Raw genomic sequence first — 19,395 nt, 5'->3', positions numbered from 1 at the left:
CTCGAAGGGGGCTTTCAGCGTCGCGGCGGAAAAACTGCGGGTTTCATTTCACGGATTGTTAGAGGCTTGGACGCACGGTCCGCCGGTCGTCTGATCAATCATGGTCAGATAGGACGCGTAGCTACCAGAAAGGTAACAGTATGTCCGTCGTTCTCTCGGCATCGGTTCGCCAGAACCTGCTCTCCCTCCAGTCCACCGCTGACCTCCTCGCCACCACCCAGTCCCGTCTGTCGACTGGCCGCAAGGTGAACTCGGCTCTGGACAATCCCACCAACTTCTTCACCGCCCAGGGTCTTGATAACCGCGCCAGCGACATCGGCAATCTGCTCGATGGCATCGGCAACGGCGTTCAGGTTCTCCAGGCAGCCAACACCGGCATCACCTCGCTGCAGAAGCTGGTGGACAGCGCCAAGTCGATCGCCAACCAGGTGCTGCAGAGCCCGACGGGCTACTCCACCAAGTCGACCGTGACCTCGACCGCCATCACCGGCGCGACCGCCAACAACCTGCTGGGTACCGGTTATACCAACAACACGGTTGCCGGCACCGCCGTGCTGAACGACAACACCGGCACTGCGGTCAACATCACGGCCTCCACCCAGCTGGTCGGTACCGCCGGCGCGGGTTCCGACGACCTCAGCACCGCCATCACCAACGGCTCGGTCCTGACGGTCAACGGCAAGACCATCACGTTCTCGACCGCGCAGACCACCTCGACCACCGACACCGCCGGCAACGTCACCATCGGCATCGGCACGGGCAGCACCTTGACGGTGCAGAGCGTGCTGACCGCGATCGACGGCATCACCGGCACCGGCACCGCCTCGACCGTCGCGGCTGGTAAGCTCACGCTGAGCACCGGCACGACCTCGGATCTCACGATCGCGGGTTCGGGCAACGTGCTCACTGCGCTCGGTCTCACCGCCGGCACCACCGCCCGCGTCCCGCCCGCCATCTCGGGCCAGACGCTGACGATCGCAGCCACCGGCGGCGGCACGCCCACCAGCATCACCTTCGGCACCGGCACCGGCCAGGTCTCGACGCTGAACGGGCTCAATTCGGCGCTGGCGGCCAACAACCTGCAGGCCTCGATCGACTCGACCGGCGTGATCTCCATCACGACCACGAACGACGCGGCCTCCTCGACGATCGGCACGCTCGGCGGCTCGGCCTTTACCGCCACCGGTCCGTTCCACAGCGCTGCCATCGGGGCTCCGGTTGCCGATCCGACCTCGCAGAGCCAGCGTGCAGGCCTGGTTGCGCAGTACAACAACGTGCTCGCGCAGATCAACACGACCGCGCAGGATGCCTCCTTCAACGGCGTCAACCTGCTCAACGGCGACACGCTGAAGCTGACGTTCAACGAAACCGGCAAGTCGACGCTGAGCATCACCGGTGTGACCTTCAACACCGCGGGTCTCAACATTTCGACCCTCGCCTCGGGCACCGACTTCCTGGACAACGCCTCGGCCAACAAGGTCCTGACCACGCTCAATGCCGCCAGCAGCACGCTGCGTTCGGAAGCATCGACGCTGGGTTCGAACCTGTCGGTGGTGCAGATCCGTCAGGACTTCAACAAGAACCTGATCAACGTCCTGCAGACCGGTTCGTCCAACCTGACGCTGGCCGACACCAACGAGGAAGCGGCCAACAGCCAAGCGCTGTCGACCCGCCAGTCGATCGCGGTCTCGGCGCTGTCGCTGGCCAACCAGTCGCAGCAGAGCGTGCTGCAGCTCCTGCGCTGATACGCGGCGAAAATCGTCAAACAAGGCATTACGGCGGGGCATTTGCCCCGCCGTTTTTTTGCGCGTGATGCGGCGTGAGCCGGGTTTTGGGGAACCCTGGCCGGTTAATACCTTGTTAACCCTGTGGCTTAAGCCGCCATTAACCTTAATTTAAAGGAGTGCGCCTAGAACTAGACAAAAGCCCATTTGCCAGACCGGCGGGCTCCGATTCGTACGCGTCGCGCTCCAAGAGGAAGATCTGCCAATGTCCAACATCGTTCTCTCGGCATCAGTCCGCCAGAACCTGTTGTCGCTGCAGTCGACAGCCGACCTGCTCGCTACCACGCAGGAACGTCTTGCAACCGGCAAGAAGGTCAACACGGCGCTGGACAATCCAACCAACTTCTTCACCGCACAGGGGCTCGACAATCGCGCCAGCGACATCAGCAATCTCCTGGATGGCATCAGCAACGGTGTGCAGGTGCTGCAGGCCGCCAACACCGGCATCACCTCGCTGCAAAAGCTGGTCGACAGCGCCAAATCGATCGCCAGCCAGGTGCTGCAGAGCCCGACGGGGTACTCGCCCAAGTCCAACGTGACGGCGGCCGCGGTCCCCGGTGCGACCGCCAACAACCTGCTGGGCACGGCATACACCAACAACACGGTCACCGGCACCGTCGTCAACAATGACGATACGAGCGGCGCGGCGCCGATCACGGGCGCGACCAAGCTGGTCGGTACCGCCGGTGCGGGTTCCGACGATCTCGGTACGACGATCACCAACGGTTCGGTCCTGACTGTCGACGGCAAGACGATCACCTTCTCGACCGCGCAAACCACCTCGACCACCGACTCGTTCGGCAACGTCACGATCGGCATCGGTGCCGGCAGCACACTCACGGTGCAGTCGGTACTGAGCGCGATCGACGGCATCACGGGTACGGGCACGGCCTCGACCGTTTCCGGCGGCAAGCTCGTGCTCAGCACCGGCACGAGCCAGGATCTGGCGATCTCCGGCTCGGGCAACGTGCTCACGGCGCTCGGCCTCACTGCCGGCACCACCGCCCGCGTTCCGCCCCCGCTCAGCGGCAAGACGTTGACGATCGGCGCGACCGGCGGCGGCACCGCCACCAGCATCACCTTCGGCGCCGGCGTCGGCGTCGGGCAGGTTTCCACGCTCAATCAGCTCAACGCTGCGCTGGCGGCGAACAACCTGCAGGCGACGATCGACACGACCGGTCATCTCAACATCGTGACCTCCAACGACTCGGCGTCCTCGACGATCGGCGCAATCGGCGGCACGGCCGCGGCGAGCGGCCAGCCCTTCTACGGCCTGATCGCGCAGGCGCCCACCGTCGACCCGGATTCGCAAGCCACGCGCGCCAATCTGGTCGGGCAGTACAACAACGTGCTCGCGCAAATCAACACCACGGCGCAGGACTCTTCCTACAACGGCGTGAATCTGCTGAACGGCGATACGCTCAAGCTCGTGTTCAACGAAACCGGGCGTTCGACGCTGAACATTCAGGGCGTCACCTTCAACGATGCCGGCCTCAACCTTGCTCCCTTGACCTCGGGCGTTGATTTCCTGGACTCGAAATCGGCGAACGCCATTCTGACTTCGCTCAACTCGGCCAGCACCACGCTGCGTGCCGAGGCGTCGACGCTCGGTTCGAACCTGTCGATCGTGCAGATCCGTCAGGACTTCAGCAAGAACCTGATCAACGTGCTGCAGACCGGCTCGTCGAGCCTGACGCTTGCGGACACCAACGAGGAAGCGGCCAACAGCCAGGCGCTCTCGACGCGCCAGTCGATCGCAGTCTCCGCGCTGTCGCTCGCCAACCAGTCGCAGCAGAGCGTGCTTCAGCTCCTCCGCTAAGCGCGACGCTGACGTACACGATGAATCATTCGACGGCGAAGCCTAGGCTTCGCCGTTGTTTTGAGCGAGATCGCTAACTGTCGATTAGCTCAGATCAGCGCATGATGGATGCAATCGTTTACAGTGCGCGCACGCGGATTTAGCCTTGAGGTGAAGGTGGATGCCGCGACCCGTAATAGTCCGGAGATCGTCCGCACTCTCACGTAAGCAAATCTTAAGCGGTGCTGCCTAGGGTTGGGAAAGAAATCCTTAAGCCTGTACAACGGGCGAGGAAACCTCCAGGGTGATCGATGTCGAGTTCTGCTGCTTCGGCCTACGCGCGTGTAGCCACGACCACTGCGTCTCCTCGCGATATCGAGGCGCAGACGCTCCTGAAGGCCGCCAACAAGCTGCAGGACGCCATCAACAGCGCCGATCCCTTCAACGAGCAGACGACGCAGGCGTTGATGTTCAACCGCAAGCTCTGGACCATCTTCCTGAGCGAGGCGATGCGCGACACCAATCCGCAGCCGCTCGACGTTCGGCAGAGGATCGCCAATATCAGCGTGTTCGTGCTGAGCCAGACTGCAGCGCTGCTGATGAGCCCGCAGCTCGATCACTTCCGCCCGCTGATCGACATCAATCGCAATATCGCCGCCGGTCTTTCGGGACGGTCGTAACGCGACCGGTTCGAACGACCTCGATACGGTCGTCGCGACCCGCGGCGTGAACGTCAGGCGCTGCGATCGGTGCTGAGTGGACGCGGGGGCTCGGACTTCATGTCCAGTGCGTGGAAATAGGCCCGCCGCCGCAGCATCGCTTCGTCCGGAAACTGATCGACAACCGCATCGGTCCTTTCGTTCACGACCTGGAACACGAAGGACGCGGCGGGCTGGTTGAAAACGACCTGGCGTGAAACGCTATCGTTGGTGCTCTGCAAATCATTGCGCGCAGCCGCGCTCGTATCGCTCGCCGCGACCGTCTGGCTCACCGGCAAATCAGTTTGCACGGCCTCGTTCGCCGCCGCATTGGACGTCGTTATGATCTGCACGGGGGCCGGTATCCCCACCGGCCTGATGCTGAAATCTGTACTCATGGCAGCCTCCTGGTTGCCTCGTCTGAGTCAAATCCCAACCCCTCTCAATACGCAACCATGGAACACCAGGATTGAAGACCGGGTAAGCAAACGTGCCTAACCGCGCGGCGATATCGCCGCGCGGTTTTTCGTAAAATTGCAGGGAGATTTCGCGCGCGCTCAGAGCGAGCGGCTGACCGCGAGCGGGGTGATGTGGCGTGGGCCTGGAGCCGCGCGGCGTCCCGCCGCCGTGTAGGTGTTCGGCACGTTGCGCTTCTGGATCTCGGCGTTGACGCCGCGCACCACGCTCTCGGAGACGGCGTGTGCGGTCGCGAGCACGGTGAGATTGACCTGGAGCATCGCGCGGAACGCGTCGTGATGCCGATGCAGCGTCGAGAGCAGCTCGGGCGCGGATTTCGCGAGCTGGGCCTGGTTCGTCTTCAATTCGCTGACGGCGCTGACATAGTTTCGCGACAGCTCCTGCTTCTTGCTCTCGAGCGTCATCGCTTCGCGGACCTGGCCGGCGCGAACGAGCTCGGTCTCGCGCTCGACCAGTCCGAGCAGGGCGTTCATCGCATCCATCAGCTGCTCGGCGACCTTGCGCGCCTCGGCGTTGCCGGGTGCGGTGTTGGGGCGCTGCGCTTGCGCCGGCTGACGTGAGGCGTTGAAGTGGTTCATCTCGGTTGACCTTATGCCGTGCGGATCGTTTTCGCCTGCTGCATGATGAGGGTGCGGTAGACTTCGGTGGCGACACCGACGCCGCCGGCCTTGGCGAAGTTCTTGGAATATTGCTCGGTCAGCATCGAACGCCACACGCCGGTGCCCGGGGTGTCGCCGAACGGGCCTTCGCCCTTCAGGCCCGAGGTCATCTGCGAGAACATGCTGTTGAGGAACATCGCCTCGAAATCGGTGGCGGTCTTCTGCGCCTTCGACTGCTGCTGCGGCGAGACCTTCTGCAACGCGGCGGCTAGCTCGAAGTCAGGCCGGCCGTTGCGGCTCTCCACCGAGAAAGCCGAGGAGGTGACGACGTGCGGGGTGTTGATCATGCTGGTCTGCATCACATCACCTCGATGTCGGCTTCGATGGCGCCGGCGGCCTTGATCGCCTGGAGGATGCTGATGAGGTCGCGCGGGCCGATGCCGAGGCCGTTGAGGCCGTCGACGAGCTGCTGAAGCGAGACGCCGTCCTTGACGACGGCGAACTTCTTGCCGTCCTCGACGACGCTGACGCCGGTGCGCGGCGTGACCACCGTGCGCCCGCGTGACAGCGGGTTGGGCTGGCTGACCTGCGGGCTCTCGGAGATGGTGACGGTGAGGTTGCCTTGCGCCACCGCGACGGTGGCGACGCGAACGTCGCGGCCCATCACGATGATGCCGCTGCGTTCGTCGATGACGATCTTGGCGGCGAGATCAGGATCGACCTGGAGCTGCTCGATCTCGGTGAGGAAGGCGACGACGTTGCCCTTGAACTCCGGCGGGATCGAAAGCTGCACCGTCGAGGGATCGATCGGCTCGGCGGTCTTGACGCCGAGATAGTCGTTGATCGCGGCCGCGATCCGCTTGGCCGTGGTGAAGTCGGCGTTGCGCAGCGCGAGCCGCACATTCGGCAGCCGATTGAGTGCGAACTCGATCTCGCGCTCGATGATGGCGCCGTTGGCGATGCGGCCGACGGTCGGAACGCCGCGCACGATTTTCGCGGCTTCGCCTTCGGCCTGGAAGCCGGAGATCGCGAGCGAGCCCTGTCCGACCGCGTAGACATTGCCGTCGGCGCCGAGCAGGGGCGTGACCAGCAGGGTGCCGCCGCGCAGATCCTTGGCGTCGCCCAGCGCGGAGACGGTGACGTCCATGCGCGTGCCCTGGGTGGCGAAGGCCGGCAGATTGCCCGTGACCATCACGGCGGCGACGTTGCCGGTGCGGATGGTGGCACCGCGGATGTTGACGCCCATGCGCTCGAGCATCGCTTGCAGCGACTGCTTGGTGAAGGGGATGTTGTTGAGCGTATCGCCGGTGCCGTTGAGGCCGACGACGAGGCCGTAGCCGATGAGCTGGTTCTGCCGCACGCCCTCGATATTGGCGAGGTCCTTGATGCGCGATGTCGCGCTTGCAGACGTGACCGAGAGCGCCAGCGCTGACAGCGCGGCGCAGGCCACCCCAACAATCCTCACCCAACGAACGCCTGGCATCCTCTGCTCCCCGAGGCTCCTCACATCTTGGACCATCCACGACACTCCCATGACGAGCTGGTCCGACGCTTTCCTTGCGAGTGCTGTGCCAACGCGGGGCAGCGGGGTTACGCGATTGAATAGGTTGAATAAACCTGTTTCCACCGGTGCCAGGGAGCGTTCTCCCTGAGGAGCGAAACTGCCGCCTGTCGGCAGATTTTGCCGGGCCGTTTACGCGCCGTTAACCATAAGACGGCGAAGGTGACGGCATCGATCACCCGGATTCCCGCGATGCGCATCTACGGACCGAACGGCACCACGCTTGGTACGCCGGCCAGCCAGGCCAGGCGGACGAGCTCCGGCACCTTCGTGCTGCCCGACACCTCGTCGGCGCTGGAGACGCGGGGCGCTGCCGCACCGAAGGCCGCCGCGAACATCGACGGGCTGCTCGCACTGCAGGGCATCGAGGAAGATCCGGTCGAGCGCCGCAAGCGCTCGGTCGCCCGCGGCAGGACCGCGCTCGACGTGCTCGACGATCTCAAGATGGGACTTCTGTCCGGCAATCTCGACGCCTCGACCGTGATGCGGCTGCGCGATGCCGCGGCGAACCTGAAGTCATCCTCGGGCGATCCTGGTTTGGATTCCCTGCTGTCCGAGATCGAGCTGCGCGTCGAGGTCGAGCTGGCCAAGGCCGGGCAGGCTTAGGCCGCTTCATCCTTCTGCTGCGCGTCGTAGCGGCGCTGAGCGGCGAGCACGTCCTTCAGGTTCTGCTCGGCCCAATCGCGCAGGGGATCGACGGCGGCCGCGAGCGTCACACCGAGCTGCGTGATCGAATACTCCACCGTCACCGGTACGGTCGCGATGGCGTGACGCTTGATCAGGCCGTCACGCTCGAGCGACTTGAGAACCTGGCTCAACATCTTCTGCGAAATGCCTTCAATCGTTCGGCGCAACTGATTGAAGCGCATCGGCTCCTCGCGCAGCAGCAGCAGGATCAGCACCGCCCATTTGTCGCCGACGCGGTCGAGGATCTGGCGCGTGGGGCAGTTCGCTGCATAGACGTCTGGCTTCATCGTCAACTCCTCACGATCCGTTTGGCCCCTTGCCGGCTCGCGCGCCGGTGACGGGTCCCGGTTACTCTTGCGTAATCAGGTAAGCACAAAGTGCTCTCTTAACACCAGCATCCTTTGCGATATCTAGTAACCGCTAGTTACCAAAAAGAAGCAAAGGAGCCTTCCATGAGAATCGCAGTCGCCGGCGCCTCGGGCCGGGCCGGGTCGGAGATCACCAAGGAACTGTCGCGCCGCGGCCATGCGGTCACGGCGATCGCCCGGAACCCCGAAAAGATCGCGGCCCTGCCGAACGTCACGCCCACCAAGGGCGACGTGCTCGACCAGGCTGGCCTTGCCAAATTGTGGGCGGGGCATGACGTCGCCGTGAGTTCCGTGCATTTCCTGGCCAGCGACCCGCTCAAGCTGATCGGCGCGGCGAAGGCGTCCGGCGTCGGTCGCTACCTCGTTGTCGGCGGTGCCGGCAGCCTGGAAGTCGCTCCCGGCGTCAAACTGGTTACAACCCCCGGTTTTCCCGCCCAATACAAGGCCGAAGCGGAGGCGGGCGGGGCTTTCCTTGATCTGCTGCGACAGGAAAAGGACCTGAACTGGACCTTTATCTCGCCGTCAGCCCTCTTCATCGAGGGCGAGCGAACCGGCAAGTTCCGGCTCGGGACCGATCAGCTTCTCGCAGATGCGAACGGGAAAAGCTGGATCAGCTTCGCCGACTACGCCATTGCGCTCGCCGACGAGATCGAGCGGCCGGCCCATCCGAGGCAGCGTTTCACGGTCGGTTACTAGGCCTTCGGCCGCCCCCGGGTTCTCCAGGATAAACCTTCCTGTGCAAGGGCTTGGGGGCGCTAACCGAACGATCAGGGAAATATTGTCTGTCACAGGAGGCCGCTATATAAGCCCGGCTTAACGGACCCCGTTTCCGTTGCGAGTCGTTGCTTAGACAGATAGGCCGCCCTTGGAAAAGTTGAAAAACTACCGACCGACCGAAAAAGAGCCTTTCATGAACGACCGGCAGAAGGAGTACTTCCGTTTGAAGCTCCTCGCCTGGAAGGATGAGATCCTCAAAGAGTCCAAGCTCACCCTGCAGGCTCTGCAGGAGGAGAACGTGAACCACCCCGATCTCGCTGATCGGGCATCGTCCGAAACCGACCGCGCCATCGAACTCCGCGCCCGCGACCGCCAGCGCAAGTTGATCGCCAAGATCGACGCCGCGCTCCAGCGTATCGAGGACAACACCTACGGCTATTGCGAGGACACCGGCGAGCCGATTTCTTTGAAGCGGCTCGAAGCCCGGCCCATCGCAACGCTCTCGGTGGAAGCGCAGGAGCGCCACGAGAAACGCGAGAAGGTCTACCGCGACGAATAGAGTCCGAGCCGCAGCGATGCGGCTCTTTGTTTTTGGACTCACGGTGCCGCTTGAGCGCCGTGACCAGCAATTTGTCTGCCGCTTTCCGTGACGCGCATCAGCGCAGGCGCGATCACGAAAAGTGAATCGCAATCAATGGGCTGGAGTCACTTCCTCCGAGCTCACGTAAGTTCGGATGAGAAAGAGCCTTCACCTCAGGTGCGGGAGGTTTTGCGAGTCGCATCAACGAGATCGACTCGAATGCTGAGGCGCGGATACGGCAGCTTCACACATCGCTGCAATCAGGCTTGGCTGCAATCAGGCTTGCTGCGACGCCACAAGGCGCGCATCGCCATAAAGCCTGGACCAGCTCAATATTTCCTTAAACGCCGGCAACAGGCCGTAGGCCGCATCCGTCAACTGGTACTCGACCCTCAAGGGTCTCTCCCCGAAGACGGTTCGCGACACCAGGCCGTCCTGCTCGAGCTCGCGCAGCTGCGTGGTCAGCATGTGCTGGGTGATGCCGCCGATCGATCGCCGCAACGCGCCGAAACGGACGGCGCCGTTCATCAGCGCGAACAGGATCTCCAGCTTCCACTTGCCGCCAAGCGCATGGATTGCGCGCTTGAAGTCGGCGAGCAGGGCAGGGTCGGGGCTGCAATCGCAGTCGCCGTCGCAAACGCTGGTCAGGTTTTCCATACCGGTCTCGAAATCCATTCTACTTGTTCCCCGGGAGATAGTGACCAGATGCGGCCTTGAGCAGGTCGGTGGAACCAATTCGCCCGCCTGCACAATGGGGGGAATTCGGCAATGAGCATTGTTCTGGTCACCGGCGGGTCCGGCTTCGTCGGCATCCATGTCGTCTTGCAGCTTCTGGCCGCCGGCCATCAGGTGCGGACCACGGTGCGCCGCCCGGACCGGCAGGCCGACGTGCTCGCCATGTTGCGCGAGGGCGGAGCCGCGTCGCCGGAAAGCCTGTCCTTCTTCACCGCCGATCTCACCGCGGACGACGGCTGGCACGACGCCGTCGCCGGCTGTGATTACGTGCTCCATGTCGCCTCGCCATTGTCGACCAGTGTTCCCAAGGACGAGAACGAGATGATCATCCCGGCCCGGGACGGCACGCTGCGGGTGCTGCGTGCCGCACGCGAGGCCGGCGTCAGGCGGGTCGTCGTCACCTCGTCGCTGGGCGCGATCGGCTATGGCCATCCGGCGCGCGACAGTCCGTTCGACGAGACCGACTGGACCAATCTCGACGGCGCCGACGTGCAGCCCTACATCAAATCCAAGACGCTGGCCGAGCGGGCGGCCTGGGATTTCGTCGCGCGCGAGGGCGGTGGGCTCGAATTGTCCGTCGTCAATCCCGCCGGCATTTTTGGCCCCGTGCTGGGGCCGGACTTCTCCGGCTCGATCGAGATCGTCAAATCGCTGCTCGACGGCGCCATGCCGGCGGTGCCGCGGGTCTATTTCGGCGTGGTCGACGTGCGCGACGTGGCCGATTTGCACCTGCGCGCCATGACGGCGCCCGAAGCGAAAGGCGAGCGCTTCATCGCGGTCTCCGGTGAGACGATGTCGATCCTCGATATCGCCAGGGTGCTGCGGCGGGAACTCGGGCCCAGGGCGCGCCGGGTTCCGCGGCTCCAGGCCCCGGACTGGCTGGTGCGGCTGGCCGCGAACCGGATTCCGCTGCTGCGCGCGGTCGTTCCGATGCTTGGGAGGGTTCGGCATGCCACCAGCGCCAAGGCGAGGTCGCTGCTCGGCTGGCAGGCCCGTTCCAACACTGAGGCGATCCTCGCGACGGCCGAGAGCCTGATCCGGCTCGGTCTCGTCAAGGGCTGAGAGCGCCCCGTGGGCCGCCCTTGGCCCGCGCTTGTCACGCCGCGGCGGGGATGCTGAAGTGCCGACCTCAATTGCGTAGCGTGGGAGCAGGCGCCAATGGACAAGATTCTCAAAGCCGCAAAGGCGATTGCGCTCGCGCGCCGTAACCGCGCGCCGCTCGCGGCCCTGGACCATCCGCCCGCCGACGAAGCCGAGGGCTATCAGGTCCAGCGCGCGCTGCACGATCTCCTGCTGCCGCAAGTCGGGCCGCTGGTCGGCTACAAGATCGGCTGCACCAGTCAGGTGATGCAGGACTATATCGGCATCCCGCATCCCTGCGGCGGCAGCGTGTTCCAGAAGGGCGTGCACGAGAGCGGGGCCAAGCTCGCAGCTGCCGATTATGTCCGTGTCGGCGTCGAGTGCGAGATCGCGGTGCGATTGAAGCGCGACCTCGCCGCCGGCGAGGCGCCGTTCACCGCCGAATGGGTCGGCGAGGCCGTCGAGGCCTATCATCCCGCGATCGAGATCGTCGACGACCGCTATGTGAAGTGGGAGTCGATGGGCGCGCCGATGTTGATCGCCGACGATTTCTTCGCCGCCGGCTGCGTGCTGGGTGAGGCGGTGCCGCGCTCGTCGGTGCCGGACCTGAAGGCGGTCAAGGGCCGCGCCATCGTCAATGGCGAAGAGGTCAGCCACGGCACCGGCGCGGACGTGCTCGGCCATCCCTTCAACGCACTCGCCTGGCTCGCCAACCACCTCGCCGCCGAAGGCAAAGGGCTGCATGCGGGGCAACTCGTGCTGACGGGGAGCCTGGTGAAGACGCTGTGGCTGAAGGCCGGCGACAAGGTGCGGATGGAACTCGACGGGCTGGGGACGGTCGAGGCGGAGTTTACGTGAGGCTGCTACGGCAATCCCCGCCGTCAGTCGTCCCAATCGGCTCTACAAAATACATGCGGCCCTCGCCAGGGGAGCTAGCGAGGGCCGCGTAGTACATCGTCGTTCGCGCCTAGGTTCGCGAACACGATGTGGGAGCTCGGGAGAGGCTTAGAAGGGCAGCAGCACGTCCATGACCTGCTGACCGTAGCGCGGCTGCTGCACGTCCGTGATCTGGCCGCGGCCGCCATAGGCGATGCGGGCCTGTGCGATCTTGCTGGAATCGATGGTGTTGTCGCTCTGGATGTCTTCGGGGCGGACGATGCCGGCGACGATGAGTTCGCGGATCTCGTAGTTGACGCGGATCTCCTGCTTGCCTTCGACCACGAGGTTGCCGTTCGGCAGCACCTGGGTCACGACCGCGGCGACGTTGGTCTGCAAGGCCTCCGTGCGATTGACCGAGCCCTTGCCGTCGGCGGAGGATGTCGAGTCGGTGGTGAGAAGGCGGCCGGGCAGGATCTTGAGCGGCTGCGTGATCGTCTGGCTGCCGATGAAATCGGTAATCCCCGAATCCTCCTTGGCGGTTCGGCTGCGCTGGGTCTCGTTGGCGATGTTGGCCTTGTCGGTGATGTTCACGGTCACGGTCAGGAGGTCGCCGACATGGGTCGCGCGCTGGTCCTTGAAGAAGGCGCGGCTGCCGTTGCGCCACAATGAGTTCGGATTGTAGGAGGCGACTTCCGGCTTCGGCATCGGCATCTGCACCGGCTTGTAGCCGGGCTGCGTCGTCGGATTGTCGATCGCCGACAATTTCGGTTGCTCGCCGATCTGCGACAGGCGGTCGATCGAGGAGCAGCCGCTCGCCATCGCGCAAACTGCCAGCAGCAGACCGGAGATCGCGACGCGACGAAGACGGGAAGCCGAACTGAACCTGGACATGACTTACTCTGACTTGGCTGGAGCTTGCGGGACGCGAACTTGCGGGATCTGGGCCTGAGCGATCTGAGCTTGAGCGGCTTGGGCCGGAGACGCGGGGGCCTGGACCAGGCTCTGGGCGAGCGCTGCAGCAGCGGCCGCGGGGGTGGGCGCTTCGTCGCGCTTGAGCGAGGAGGTCTGCTCGACCGCAGGCGCCATCGGCGCGGACTGGCTCGCGCCCTGGATCGTCACCTGGCCGCGACCGGTGACAATGCCTGCCAGCGTGCGCTTGGTCTGGAGATTGAGCACGCTGACGGTGTCGCCCTCGGCGCCGCTTTCGAGCGCCTTGCCGCGCGTGGTGAGGTAGATCCCGGGGACTTGGTAGATGACGGTGACGCTCTGGTCGCGCGACACGAAGTCGGGCTTGACGATGTCGGCGACGCGGATCGGCATGCCCGCCCGCATCGGCCGGCGCAGCTGCATGCCGAGCGTGCGATCGCGCGAGGCGGGCTCGCCGGTGACCTCGGCCTTGGGCCGGCGCTCCAGCGCGACGTCGGAGGATTTCAAGAGGTCGGCGCGGTCGATGTCGCGCGTCAGCACGGCCACTTCCACCGTCTCGATAGCGGTGCCGGTGAAGCGCAGCTTGGTCGGCGTCGGATTGTTGTCGTTGTTGATCTCGAAGGCGATGTCGAAACGGCCGTTGCGGGCGTCATAGCGGGTTGCGACCGGCTGGAGCGCACCGGTGTTGGAGGCGTCGAGCCGCATGTCGGCGACGCCGCGGTCGAACGTGACGGCGATGTTAGCGGCTTCCCCAAGGCCGAAGCGGCGCTCGAGCGCCGAGGCCACCGCGGTTTCGAGGTCCTTGTTGGCGAGCGTGCGGGCGAGGCGGGTGACCTGGACTTCCTTGATGTCGCCGGTCATTACGCCGATCACCTGTTTTGCGCGCAATACCGACAAGACATGCGCGACCGGCAGCGCGCCGGTGGTGCCGAGATCGGGCGAGCGGTAGACCGGGATCAGCGCGGTTGAGCCGGCATTGTCGATGAGATCGCCGACCCGCACCACGTCCGAGGTCACGGTGACGCTCGCGCGCAGCGTCGGCGCTGCGATGAAATCGTCGGCGGCCTGCGCCGGCAGCGCCAGCAGCAGGAAAGCGGAGATCGCGGCGAGGGTGGTGCGGATCATCGTCATCACCTCAGCGGAACAACGCCGTGGTCGATTGCATCATCTGGTCGGCGGCGCTGATGACCTTGGCGTTCATCTCGTAGGCGCGCTGCGCGGCGATCAGGTCGCTCATCTCCGAGACGACGTCGACATTGGCCTGCTCCAGGCTGCCCTGCGTGACCTTGCCGTAGCCTTCGGAGTTCGCGGTGCCGTCCTGCGGCGGGCCGGAAGAGGGCGTCTCGACGAACTGATTGTTGCCGACAGGCTGGAGGCCCGCCTTGTTGATGAAGCGGGTCACGCCGATCTGGCCCTGAACGGCCGACGTCGACGAACCCGGCAGCGTCACCGAGACCTGGCCCTGCTCGTTGACGGCGAGGCCGGAGGCGTTGTTCGGGATGGTGATGGTCGGCTGCACCGGGTTGCCCTGCGCGGTGACGACGCGGCCCTGGTTGTCCATCTGGAAGGTGCCGTCGCGGGTGTACTGGAAGGTGCCGTCGGGCATCAGGATCTTGAAGAAGCCCTCGCCCGAGATCGCGAGGTCGAGGTCGTTGCCGGTCTGCGACAGCGTGCCCTGCGTCATGCTGCGCGGGGTGCCGACGGTCTTGACGCCGCCGCCGATGTCGACGCCGACCGGCACGATGGTGCCCTGGTCCGAGGCTTGCGCGCCGACGCGGCGGACGTGCTCGTAGATCAGGTCCTGGAACGCCGCCGTCTGCTTCTTGAAACCGGTGGTGCGCAGGTTGGCGATGTTGTTGGAGATGACCTGGACGTTGAGTTCCTGGGCCGCCATTCCGGTCGCAGCGGTGTGGAGCGCTTGCATGTCAGTGATCCCCTAATCAGGCCGGAACGTCGGCGAGCTTCTCGATCGCCGATTTGTGGAGGTCGCTCTGCTGCTGGAGCAGGTTGGCGATGGCGGTGTAGCTGCGCATGACTTCGACCATGCGGCTCATCTCGCCGACCGAGTTCACGTTGGACTTCTCGATGTAGCCCTGGCGCACGGTCGACCTGGTGATGGCCTGCGGGGTAGCGGAGCCGACGTCGTAGAGGTTGGCGCCGAGCTTGGTCAGCTTCGCCGCATCATCGAACGCAGCCATGCGGATCTTGCCGCGGATCGAGTCGGTCTTGGCGGTGCCCTCGATCACCGTGACGGTTCCGTCGGGCGCGACGTTGATGTCGTGGTCGGTGGGCTGGAAGGTGATCGGGCCGCCGGTGCCGAGCACGAGATTGCCATCGGAGGTGACGAGCTGGCCGGTGCTGTTGAGCGAGAATTTGCCGTCGCGGGTGTAGCGTTCGCCGCCATTGGCCTGCACCGCGAAGAACGCGTTGCCGTCGATCGCCATGTCGAGCGGGTTGTTGGTCGGCTCCATCGGCCCCTGGCCGACGTCGCGGAAGGTGCCGCGGTCCTGCACATAGGAGACCCGGCGGTCGGACGCGATGAAATTGTCCTCACGCGCGTTCGAGTTGAGAAACTCCTCGAACAGCGAATGGTCGGCCTTGAAGCCGTTGGTGTTGGCATTGGCGACGTTGTTGGCGATGACATCCATCTGCCGTTCCAACGTCATCTGCCGTGACAAGCCGATCAGAAGCGCGTTCTGCATCGGAAATCTCCCCTGAGTGAGCCTGCCACCTCGCTCTCCCAAGCGCATTGGCCGCCCCGTGAACGAGACCGCCGGGTTCTCCCAAACCCTCCGGCCTCGGTCCTCTCTCAGCGAAAGCCGTGCCAACTCAGAAAATGACGTAATTTCAATGTCTTGTCGATTTTTGAGGGGCGCGGGGAGGCGGCAGAAAGGTTCTGTTAGCCATGTTTGCCCGGCAGATTTTTCCTAGTGGAGGCCCAATCGAAAGATTCCGTTAACCATTATTACCGTAGCGTTTGCGTGTAAGAGGAGCGCACTGCGCTGGGGCATTTGTATCGCGTCACTGTCTGCCAGGAGGCTTCGCTCTTTCGACCCCTTATGAGATGAGCGAGCCTATCGACCATGGCAGACAATGAAGCGGAAGGCGGCGGAGCCGCCGAAGGCGCGGAAGCCGCCCCGCCGAAGAACAAGCTCAAGCTCATCATCATGGCCGTCGGCCTGCTCGCCGTCCTCGGTGGCGGTGCCGCGACCTGGTTCTTCTTCTTCCGTCATGGCGACGACGAGCATCACGCCGAGGCGGCGCCGCCGCCGAAGCCGCCGGCCTTCGTCGACGTGCCCGACATCATGGTCAACCTCGCCGGCGCGCCTGGTGAGCGCGTGCAATATCTGAAGCTCAAGGTCGTGCTGGAGCTGAAGGAAGAGAAGCAGATCGAGGCGATCAAGCCGACGATGCCGCGCATCACCGACATCTTCCAGACCTATGTGCGCGAGCTGCGCTCCTCCGACCTCAACGGGTCCGCCGGCGTCTTCCGCCTCAAGGAAGAGCTGACCAAGCGCGTCAATGCGGCGGTTTCCCCGATCCAGGTCAGCGCGGTGCTGTTCAAGGAAGTCGTGATCCAGTGAGCATAACGGGCTAGGGATCATGGCGGGCACCGACCAACCAGACCAGGATGCAATTGCCGCCCAATGGGAGGCCTCGCTTGATTCCGAGGATCCCGCGGAGGCCGCGAAGGCTGCTGCCGAAAACGAACTATCCGAGACCATGGCCCTGCAATGGGCGGCCATGGTCGAGGACGGCAGCCGCGATCTCGGCGCAGGCAAGAATTCGGGCGAGCGGGTGCTGTCGCAGGAGGAGATCGACAATCTTCTCGGCTTCGCGGTCGGCGACGTCACGCTCGACGACCATTCCGGCATTCGCGCGATCATCGATTCGGCGATGGTCTCCTACGAGCGTCTGCCGATGCTCGAAATCGTCTTCGACCGCCTGGTTCGGTTGCTGACGACCTCCTTGCGCAATTTCACCTCCGACAACGTCGAAGTCTCGCTCGACCGCATCACCTCGGTGCGCTTCGGCGACTACATGAACTCGATCCCGCTGCCGGCCGTTCTCTCGGTGTTCAAGGCCGAGGAGTGGGAAAACTTCGGCATGGCGGTGGTCGATTCCAGCCTGATCTATTCGATGATCGACGTGCTGCTCGGCGGCCGCCGCGGCGCCAGCCAGCTCCGCATCGAGGGCCGGCCCTACACCACGATCGAGACCGAGCTGGTCAAGCGGCTGGTCGAGGTGGTGCTGGCCGACGCCGAGCAGGCGTTCCGGCCGCTGTCGCCGGTGACCTTCACGATCGACCGGCTCGAGACCAATCCGCGTTTCGCCGCGATCAGCCGTCCTGCCAACGCCGCGATCCTGGTGCGCCTGCGCATCGACATGGAAGATCGCGGCGGCAACATCGAGCTGCTGCTGCCTTACGCGACCATCGAGCCGATCCGGGGCGTCCTGCTCCAGATGTTCATGGGCGAAAAATTCGGCCGCGACACGATCTGGGAGGGCCATTTCGCCACCGAGATCAACCAGGCCGAGATCGCGGTCGACGCCGTGCTCTACGAGGCCGAAATCCCGCTCAAGCAGCTGATGCGGCTCAAGGTCGGCGACACCCTGCCGCTCGACATGCGCGCGGATGCCAACGTGACCGTGCGTTGCGGCGACGTCACCCTGACCGAGGGGCGGATGGGCCGGGTCGGCGACCGCGTCGCGATACGGGTGACGAAACCCCTGCGCAAGCCAAGTACGACACTTGCGATGTTCGAGAAGGTGGACGAGCAGAACAAGATGATGGAGGCCCCATGAACCACTCCCTGGGAATGGCGATCGAGACGCTGGTGGCTATCCTGCTGATGCTGACCATCGTTTACTGTGTCATGCTCAACAAGCGGCTGACGCGGCTGAAGGCGGACGAGCATTCGCTGAAGGCGGTCATCGGCGAGCTGATCACCGCCACCGAGATCGCCGAGCGCGCGATCGGCGGGCTGAAGCTCGCCGAGCGCGACGTCAACGAGAACCTCGGCAGCCAGCTGGCGGCGGCGACGCAGATGTCGGACCAGCTCTATAAGCAGCTCGGCGAAGCCGACAACGTGGTGCGGCGCCTGTCCAAGATCGCGATCGCCGCGCGCCCTGCGGCGAGCCCGGAAACGGCCGCGGTGCCCGCGGCCAAGCCCTCATCGGCGAAGGCGGTGGCGGCTGCGGCCGAAGCCTTCTCCGAACGACGACGATCCAACGGCCTCGCGGCATAAAGTCAGGGTATGAAATCCTTTCGTAACATCCGCGTCATTCCGGTCGTCCTGGTCGCCGTCGCAGGGCTCGCCACGCTCAAGGTCGTGGGCCTCGTGATCAATGGCGGCTATGTCTTCGACTACCAGCCGAGCCAGATCAAGAAATCCTGGGCGCAGGAGAATCTGAACTTTCCGACCGGGCGTGAAGACCCCGATATTACGGGATCTACCCACGGCGCGCCTAAGGAGGCGCCCAAGCCCGCCGCGCCCGAGACCAAGCCCGAGGGCACCGTGGTCAAGATGGACGAGGCCCAGCCGCAGGTCTCGGCCTCCGAGCGCGCGATCCTTGAGCGCTTGCAGGCACGCCGCCAGGAGATCGAGTCCCGCCAGCGCGAGATCGACATCCGCGAGAGCCTGCTGAAGTCGGCCGAGAAGCGCATCGAAAACAAGGTCGAGGAGATGAAGGCGGTGGAATCCCGCATCTCCGCGACCCAGGCCGAGCAGAAGGCCGCCGAAGCCCAGCGCATGAAGGGCCTCGTGACCATGTATGAGGGCATGAAGCCCAAGGATGCCGCGCGGGTGTTCGACCGGCTCGAGATGGGCGTGCTGATCGAGATCGCCTCGCAGATCGCGCCGCGAAAGATGTCGGACATCATGGGCGTGATGTCGCCGGAGGCCGCCGAGCGGCTGACGGTCGAGATGGCCCGCCGGGCCAATGGCGGCGGCGATCAATCGGCCGCGGCCGGCGATCTCCCCAAGATCGACGGCAAGCCGACGCAAAAGCCGAATTGAGGGCTCCGGAGGCGCGGCGCGCTGCTGCAGCCTGCGCGCAATCGCGCGGTCGTTCGGCCTGTACGCGGCTAGACGCCTTGCGTATCTAGTTCGCGAACCGCTGTTGAACCCTGGGACCCGTCGCGCTCAGCGGCTTCTCGACGGGAAGGAGGGTCTCGCAGTGCTGCCTGATCAGCGCAGCCTTCGTCGTGCGAGTCACGAGATGAAGGGTGCTGTGGCAGCAAGAGCACTCGTACACCTTTAGTGCATAGCCCCGCGCGATTGGAAAGACGGCTACGACCGCTCTTGCCTGGCTACATACAATGCAGTTGGCTTCTCCGCTCATTGATTGCTCCCCCAAAAAAGTTGACCAATCGCATTCACATCGCAATGATCACATTTGATTCAGAGTCGTTGATGGACCGCAACACCTCTGAGGTTGTGCGAGCCTACTTGGCAACCAAGTACGCAGATCAAACGCGCCGGGGAGTGGGGGCCGCGAGCTT

The 19,395-nt window shown here is 64.4% G+C and carries 22 protein-coding genes; 12 read left to right on the top strand and 10 right to left on the bottom strand.

What is annotated here, in order from left to right; genetic code table 11:
* The first annotated feature begins 140 nt into the window (after positions 1-140).
* From QJT78_RS17405 to flaF, 3 genes are all read left to right on the top strand, one after another.
* Positions 141-1,745 (top strand): flagellin, encoded by a 1,605-nt coding sequence (locus tag QJT78_RS17405; protein WP_028148523.1) that lies wholly within the window; start codon positions 141-143, stop codon positions 1,743-1,745.
* Positions 1,746-1,989: 244 nt separating this feature from the next.
* Complete coding sequence (locus QJT78_RS17400) at positions 1,990-3,603, top strand: flagellin (protein WP_038943398.1); 1,614 nt, start codon at positions 1,990-1,992, stop codon at positions 3,601-3,603.
* A 290-nt stretch (positions 3,604-3,893) separates the two neighbouring features.
* Positions 3,894-4,262, top strand: a complete 369-nt coding sequence (gene flaF, locus QJT78_RS17395) for a flagellar biosynthesis regulator FlaF (protein ID WP_028148521.1) — start codon at positions 3,894-3,896, stop codon at positions 4,260-4,262.
* Positions 4,263-4,315: 53 nt separating this feature from the next.
* Here the strand turns inward: flaF and QJT78_RS17390 are convergent, their stop codons facing one another.
* The 4 genes from QJT78_RS17390 to QJT78_RS17375 form a co-directional block, all read right to left on the bottom strand.
* A complete protein-coding gene (locus tag QJT78_RS17390; protein WP_028148520.1) occupies positions 4,316-4,678 on the bottom strand; it encodes a hypothetical protein in 363 nt (120 codons plus the stop codon).
* Between the two features lie 159 nt (positions 4,679-4,837).
* Complete coding sequence (locus QJT78_RS17385; protein ID WP_028148519.1) at positions 4,838-5,335, bottom strand: hypothetical protein; 498 nt, start codon at positions 5,333-5,335, stop codon at positions 4,838-4,840.
* Between the two features lie 11 nt (positions 5,336-5,346).
* On the bottom strand, positions 5,347-5,715 hold the full coding sequence (flgJ, locus tag QJT78_RS17380) for a flagellar assembly peptidoglycan hydrolase FlgJ (RefSeq protein WP_028148518.1): 369 nt from the start codon (positions 5,713-5,715) through the stop codon (positions 5,347-5,349).
* Positions 5,715-6,839, bottom strand: a complete 1,125-nt coding sequence (locus tag QJT78_RS17375) for a flagellar basal body P-ring protein FlgI (protein WP_028148517.1) — start codon at positions 6,837-6,839, stop codon at positions 5,715-5,717. Before QJT78_RS17375 ends, flgJ begins: the two co-directional genes overlap by 1 nt.
* A 270-nt stretch (positions 6,840-7,109) precedes the next feature.
* Here QJT78_RS17375 and QJT78_RS17370 point away from each other — a divergent pair, with 270 nt between their 5' ends.
* The gene (locus tag QJT78_RS17370; protein WP_028148516.1) at positions 7,110-7,523 is read left to right on the top strand and encodes a flagellar assembly protein FliX; all 414 of its coding nucleotides are present in this window, start codon (positions 7,110-7,112) and stop codon (positions 7,521-7,523) included.
* Here the strand turns inward: QJT78_RS17370 and QJT78_RS17365 are convergent.
* Positions 7,520-7,891 (bottom strand): helix-turn-helix domain-containing protein, encoded by a 372-nt coding sequence (locus tag QJT78_RS17365; protein ID WP_028148515.1) that lies wholly within the window; start codon positions 7,889-7,891, stop codon positions 7,520-7,522. The genes QJT78_RS17370 and QJT78_RS17365 overlap by 4 nt on opposite strands.
* A gap of 165 nt (positions 7,892-8,056) precedes the next feature.
* On the opposite strand from QJT78_RS17365, the gene QJT78_RS17360 reads away from it, so the two are divergent.
* Entirely contained in the window at positions 8,057-8,668 is a 612-nt protein-coding gene (locus tag QJT78_RS17360) for an NAD(P)-dependent oxidoreductase (RefSeq protein WP_038943399.1), read from the top strand.
* Between the two features lie 214 nt (positions 8,669-8,882).
* Positions 8,883-9,248 (top strand): RNA polymerase-binding protein DksA, encoded by a 366-nt coding sequence (gene dksA / locus QJT78_RS17355; protein WP_008554760.1) that lies wholly within the window; start codon positions 8,883-8,885, stop codon positions 9,246-9,248.
* Positions 9,249-9,545: 297 nt separating this feature from the next.
* Here the strand turns inward: dksA and QJT78_RS17350 are convergent, their stop codons facing one another.
* Entirely contained in the window at positions 9,546-9,944 is a 399-nt protein-coding gene (locus QJT78_RS17350; protein WP_028148513.1) for a helix-turn-helix domain-containing protein, read from the bottom strand.
* A 93-nt stretch (positions 9,945-10,037) separates the two neighbouring features.
* On the opposite strand from QJT78_RS17350, the gene QJT78_RS17345 reads away from it, so the two are divergent.
* Complete coding sequence (locus QJT78_RS17345) at positions 10,038-11,066, top strand: aldehyde reductase (RefSeq protein ID WP_038943400.1); 1,029 nt, start codon at positions 10,038-10,040, stop codon at positions 11,064-11,066.
* Between the two features lie 96 nt (positions 11,067-11,162).
* Positions 11,163-11,942 carry a fumarylacetoacetate hydrolase family protein gene (locus QJT78_RS17340; protein WP_038943401.1) on the top strand — a complete coding sequence of 260 codons (780 nt, stop codon included), beginning with the start codon at positions 11,163-11,165 and terminating at the stop codon, positions 11,940-11,942.
* 147 nt (positions 11,943-12,089) lie between these two features.
* On the opposite strand, the gene flgH is transcribed toward QJT78_RS17340, so the two are convergent.
* Genes flgH through flgF form a run of 4 tightly spaced genes read right to left on the bottom strand, consistent with a single transcriptional unit; the run spans position 12,090 to position 15,592 of the window.
* On the bottom strand, positions 12,090-12,854 hold the full coding sequence (gene flgH / locus QJT78_RS17335) for a flagellar basal body L-ring protein FlgH (protein WP_028148510.1): 765 nt from the start codon (positions 12,852-12,854) through the stop codon (positions 12,090-12,092).
* 3 nt (positions 12,855-12,857) lie between these two features.
* Positions 12,858-14,015: a flagellar basal body P-ring formation chaperone FlgA gene (flgA, locus tag QJT78_RS17330; RefSeq protein ID WP_038943403.1), complete on the bottom strand. Its 1,158-nt coding sequence runs from the start codon at positions 14,013-14,015 to the stop codon at positions 12,858-12,860.
* A gap of 10 nt (positions 14,016-14,025) precedes the next feature.
* The gene (gene flgG, locus QJT78_RS17325; RefSeq protein WP_014494004.1) at positions 14,026-14,814 is read right to left on the bottom strand and encodes a flagellar basal-body rod protein FlgG; all 789 of its coding nucleotides are present in this window, start codon (positions 14,812-14,814) and stop codon (positions 14,026-14,028) included.
* Positions 14,815-14,830: 16 nt separating this feature from the next.
* Complete coding sequence (flgF, locus tag QJT78_RS17320; RefSeq protein WP_028148508.1) at positions 14,831-15,592, bottom strand: flagellar basal-body rod protein FlgF; 762 nt, start codon at positions 15,590-15,592, stop codon at positions 14,831-14,833.
* Positions 15,593-15,973: 381 nt separating this feature from the next.
* Here flgF and fliL point away from each other — a divergent pair, with 381 nt between their 5' ends.
* From fliL to QJT78_RS17300, 4 genes are read left to right on the top strand one after another with little or no spacing between them, the layout of a single operon-like run.
* Complete coding sequence (gene fliL / locus QJT78_RS17315; RefSeq protein WP_028148507.1) at positions 15,974-16,474, top strand: flagellar basal body-associated protein FliL; 501 nt, start codon at positions 15,974-15,976, stop codon at positions 16,472-16,474.
* A gap of 19 nt (positions 16,475-16,493) precedes the next feature.
* Positions 16,494-17,696 (top strand): flagellar motor switch protein FliM, encoded by a 1,203-nt coding sequence (gene fliM, locus QJT78_RS17310; RefSeq protein WP_014494007.1) that lies wholly within the window; start codon positions 16,494-16,496, stop codon positions 17,694-17,696.
* Positions 17,693-18,139: a DUF6468 domain-containing protein gene (locus QJT78_RS17305; RefSeq protein WP_038943407.1), complete on the top strand. Its 447-nt coding sequence runs from the start codon at positions 17,693-17,695 to the stop codon at positions 18,137-18,139. The genes fliM and QJT78_RS17305 overlap by 4 nt, the downstream gene beginning before the upstream one ends.
* Positions 18,140-18,148: 9 nt before the next feature.
* Positions 18,149-18,910, top strand: a complete 762-nt coding sequence (locus tag QJT78_RS17300) for a hypothetical protein (protein WP_014494009.1) — start codon at positions 18,149-18,151, stop codon at positions 18,908-18,910.
* The last annotated feature ends 485 nt before the right edge of the window (positions 18,911-19,395 follow it).

This window comes from Bradyrhizobium sp. Mp27 (assembly GCF_029953005.1).
Taxonomy (GTDB): Bacteria; Pseudomonadota; Alphaproteobacteria; order Rhizobiales; family Xanthobacteraceae; genus Bradyrhizobium; species Bradyrhizobium barranii.
Note: the sequence above shows the minus strand (reverse complement) of the source record. Positions and strands in the feature narration are given on the sequence as shown.

What these genes read in the sequence shown, in the direction of transcription:
- QJT78_RS17305 (WP_038943407.1), top strand. Translation starts at nt 17,693, where the DNA reads ATGAACCACTCCCTGGGAATGGCGATCGAGACGCTGGTGGCTATCCTG.
- QJT78_RS17400 (WP_038943398.1), top strand. Translation starts at nt 1,990, where the DNA reads ATGTCCAACATCGTTCTCTCGGCATCAGTCCGCCAGAACCTGTTGTCG.
- QJT78_RS17375 (WP_028148517.1), bottom strand. Translation starts at nt 6,839, where the DNA reads ATGCCAGGCGTTCGTTGGGTGAGGATTGTTGGGGTGGCCTGCGCCGCG.
- flgA (WP_038943403.1), bottom strand. Translation starts at nt 14,015, where the DNA reads ATGATCCGCACCACCCTCGCCGCGATCTCCGCTTTCCTGCTGCTGGCG.
- QJT78_RS17300 (WP_014494009.1), top strand. Translation starts at nt 18,149, where the DNA reads ATGAAATCCTTTCGTAACATCCGCGTCATTCCGGTCGTCCTGGTCGCC.
- fliL (WP_028148507.1), top strand. Translation starts at nt 15,974, where the DNA reads ATGGCAGACAATGAAGCGGAAGGCGGCGGAGCCGCCGAAGGCGCGGAA.
- flgF (WP_028148508.1), bottom strand. Translation starts at nt 15,592, where the DNA reads ATGCAGAACGCGCTTCTGATCGGCTTGTCACGGCAGATGACGTTGGAA.
- QJT78_RS17405 (WP_028148523.1), top strand. Translation starts at nt 141, where the DNA reads ATGTCCGTCGTTCTCTCGGCATCGGTTCGCCAGAACCTGCTCTCCCTC.
- flaF (WP_028148521.1), top strand. Translation starts at nt 3,894, where the DNA reads ATGTCGAGTTCTGCTGCTTCGGCCTACGCGCGTGTAGCCACGACCACT.
- QJT78_RS17365 (WP_028148515.1), bottom strand. Translation starts at nt 7,891, where the DNA reads ATGAAGCCAGACGTCTATGCAGCGAACTGCCCCACGCGCCAGATCCTC.
- dksA (WP_008554760.1), top strand. Translation starts at nt 8,883, where the DNA reads ATGAACGACCGGCAGAAGGAGTACTTCCGTTTGAAGCTCCTCGCCTGG.
- fliM (WP_014494007.1), top strand. Translation starts at nt 16,494, where the DNA reads ATGGCGGGCACCGACCAACCAGACCAGGATGCAATTGCCGCCCAATGG.
- QJT78_RS17360 (WP_038943399.1), top strand. Translation starts at nt 8,057, where the DNA reads ATGAGAATCGCAGTCGCCGGCGCCTCGGGCCGGGCCGGGTCGGAGATC.
- QJT78_RS17385 (WP_028148519.1), bottom strand. Translation starts at nt 5,335, where the DNA reads ATGAACCACTTCAACGCCTCACGTCAGCCGGCGCAAGCGCAGCGCCCC.
- flgJ (WP_028148518.1), bottom strand. Translation starts at nt 5,715, where the DNA reads ATGCAGACCAGCATGATCAACACCCCGCACGTCGTCACCTCCTCGGCT.
- flgG (WP_014494004.1), bottom strand. Translation starts at nt 14,814, where the DNA reads ATGCAAGCGCTCCACACCGCTGCGACCGGAATGGCGGCCCAGGAACTC.
- QJT78_RS17345 (WP_038943400.1), top strand. Translation starts at nt 10,038, where the DNA reads ATGAGCATTGTTCTGGTCACCGGCGGGTCCGGCTTCGTCGGCATCCAT.
- QJT78_RS17350 (WP_028148513.1), bottom strand. Translation starts at nt 9,944, where the DNA reads ATGGATTTCGAGACCGGTATGGAAAACCTGACCAGCGTTTGCGACGGC.
- flgH (WP_028148510.1), bottom strand. Translation starts at nt 12,854, where the DNA reads ATGTCCAGGTTCAGTTCGGCTTCCCGTCTTCGTCGCGTCGCGATCTCC.
- QJT78_RS17340 (WP_038943401.1), top strand. Translation starts at nt 11,163, where the DNA reads ATGGACAAGATTCTCAAAGCCGCAAAGGCGATTGCGCTCGCGCGCCGT.
- QJT78_RS17390 (WP_028148520.1), bottom strand. Translation starts at nt 4,678, where the DNA reads ATGAGTACAGATTTCAGCATCAGGCCGGTGGGGATACCGGCCCCCGTG.
- QJT78_RS17370 (WP_028148516.1), top strand. Translation starts at nt 7,110, where the DNA reads ATGCGCATCTACGGACCGAACGGCACCACGCTTGGTACGCCGGCCAGC.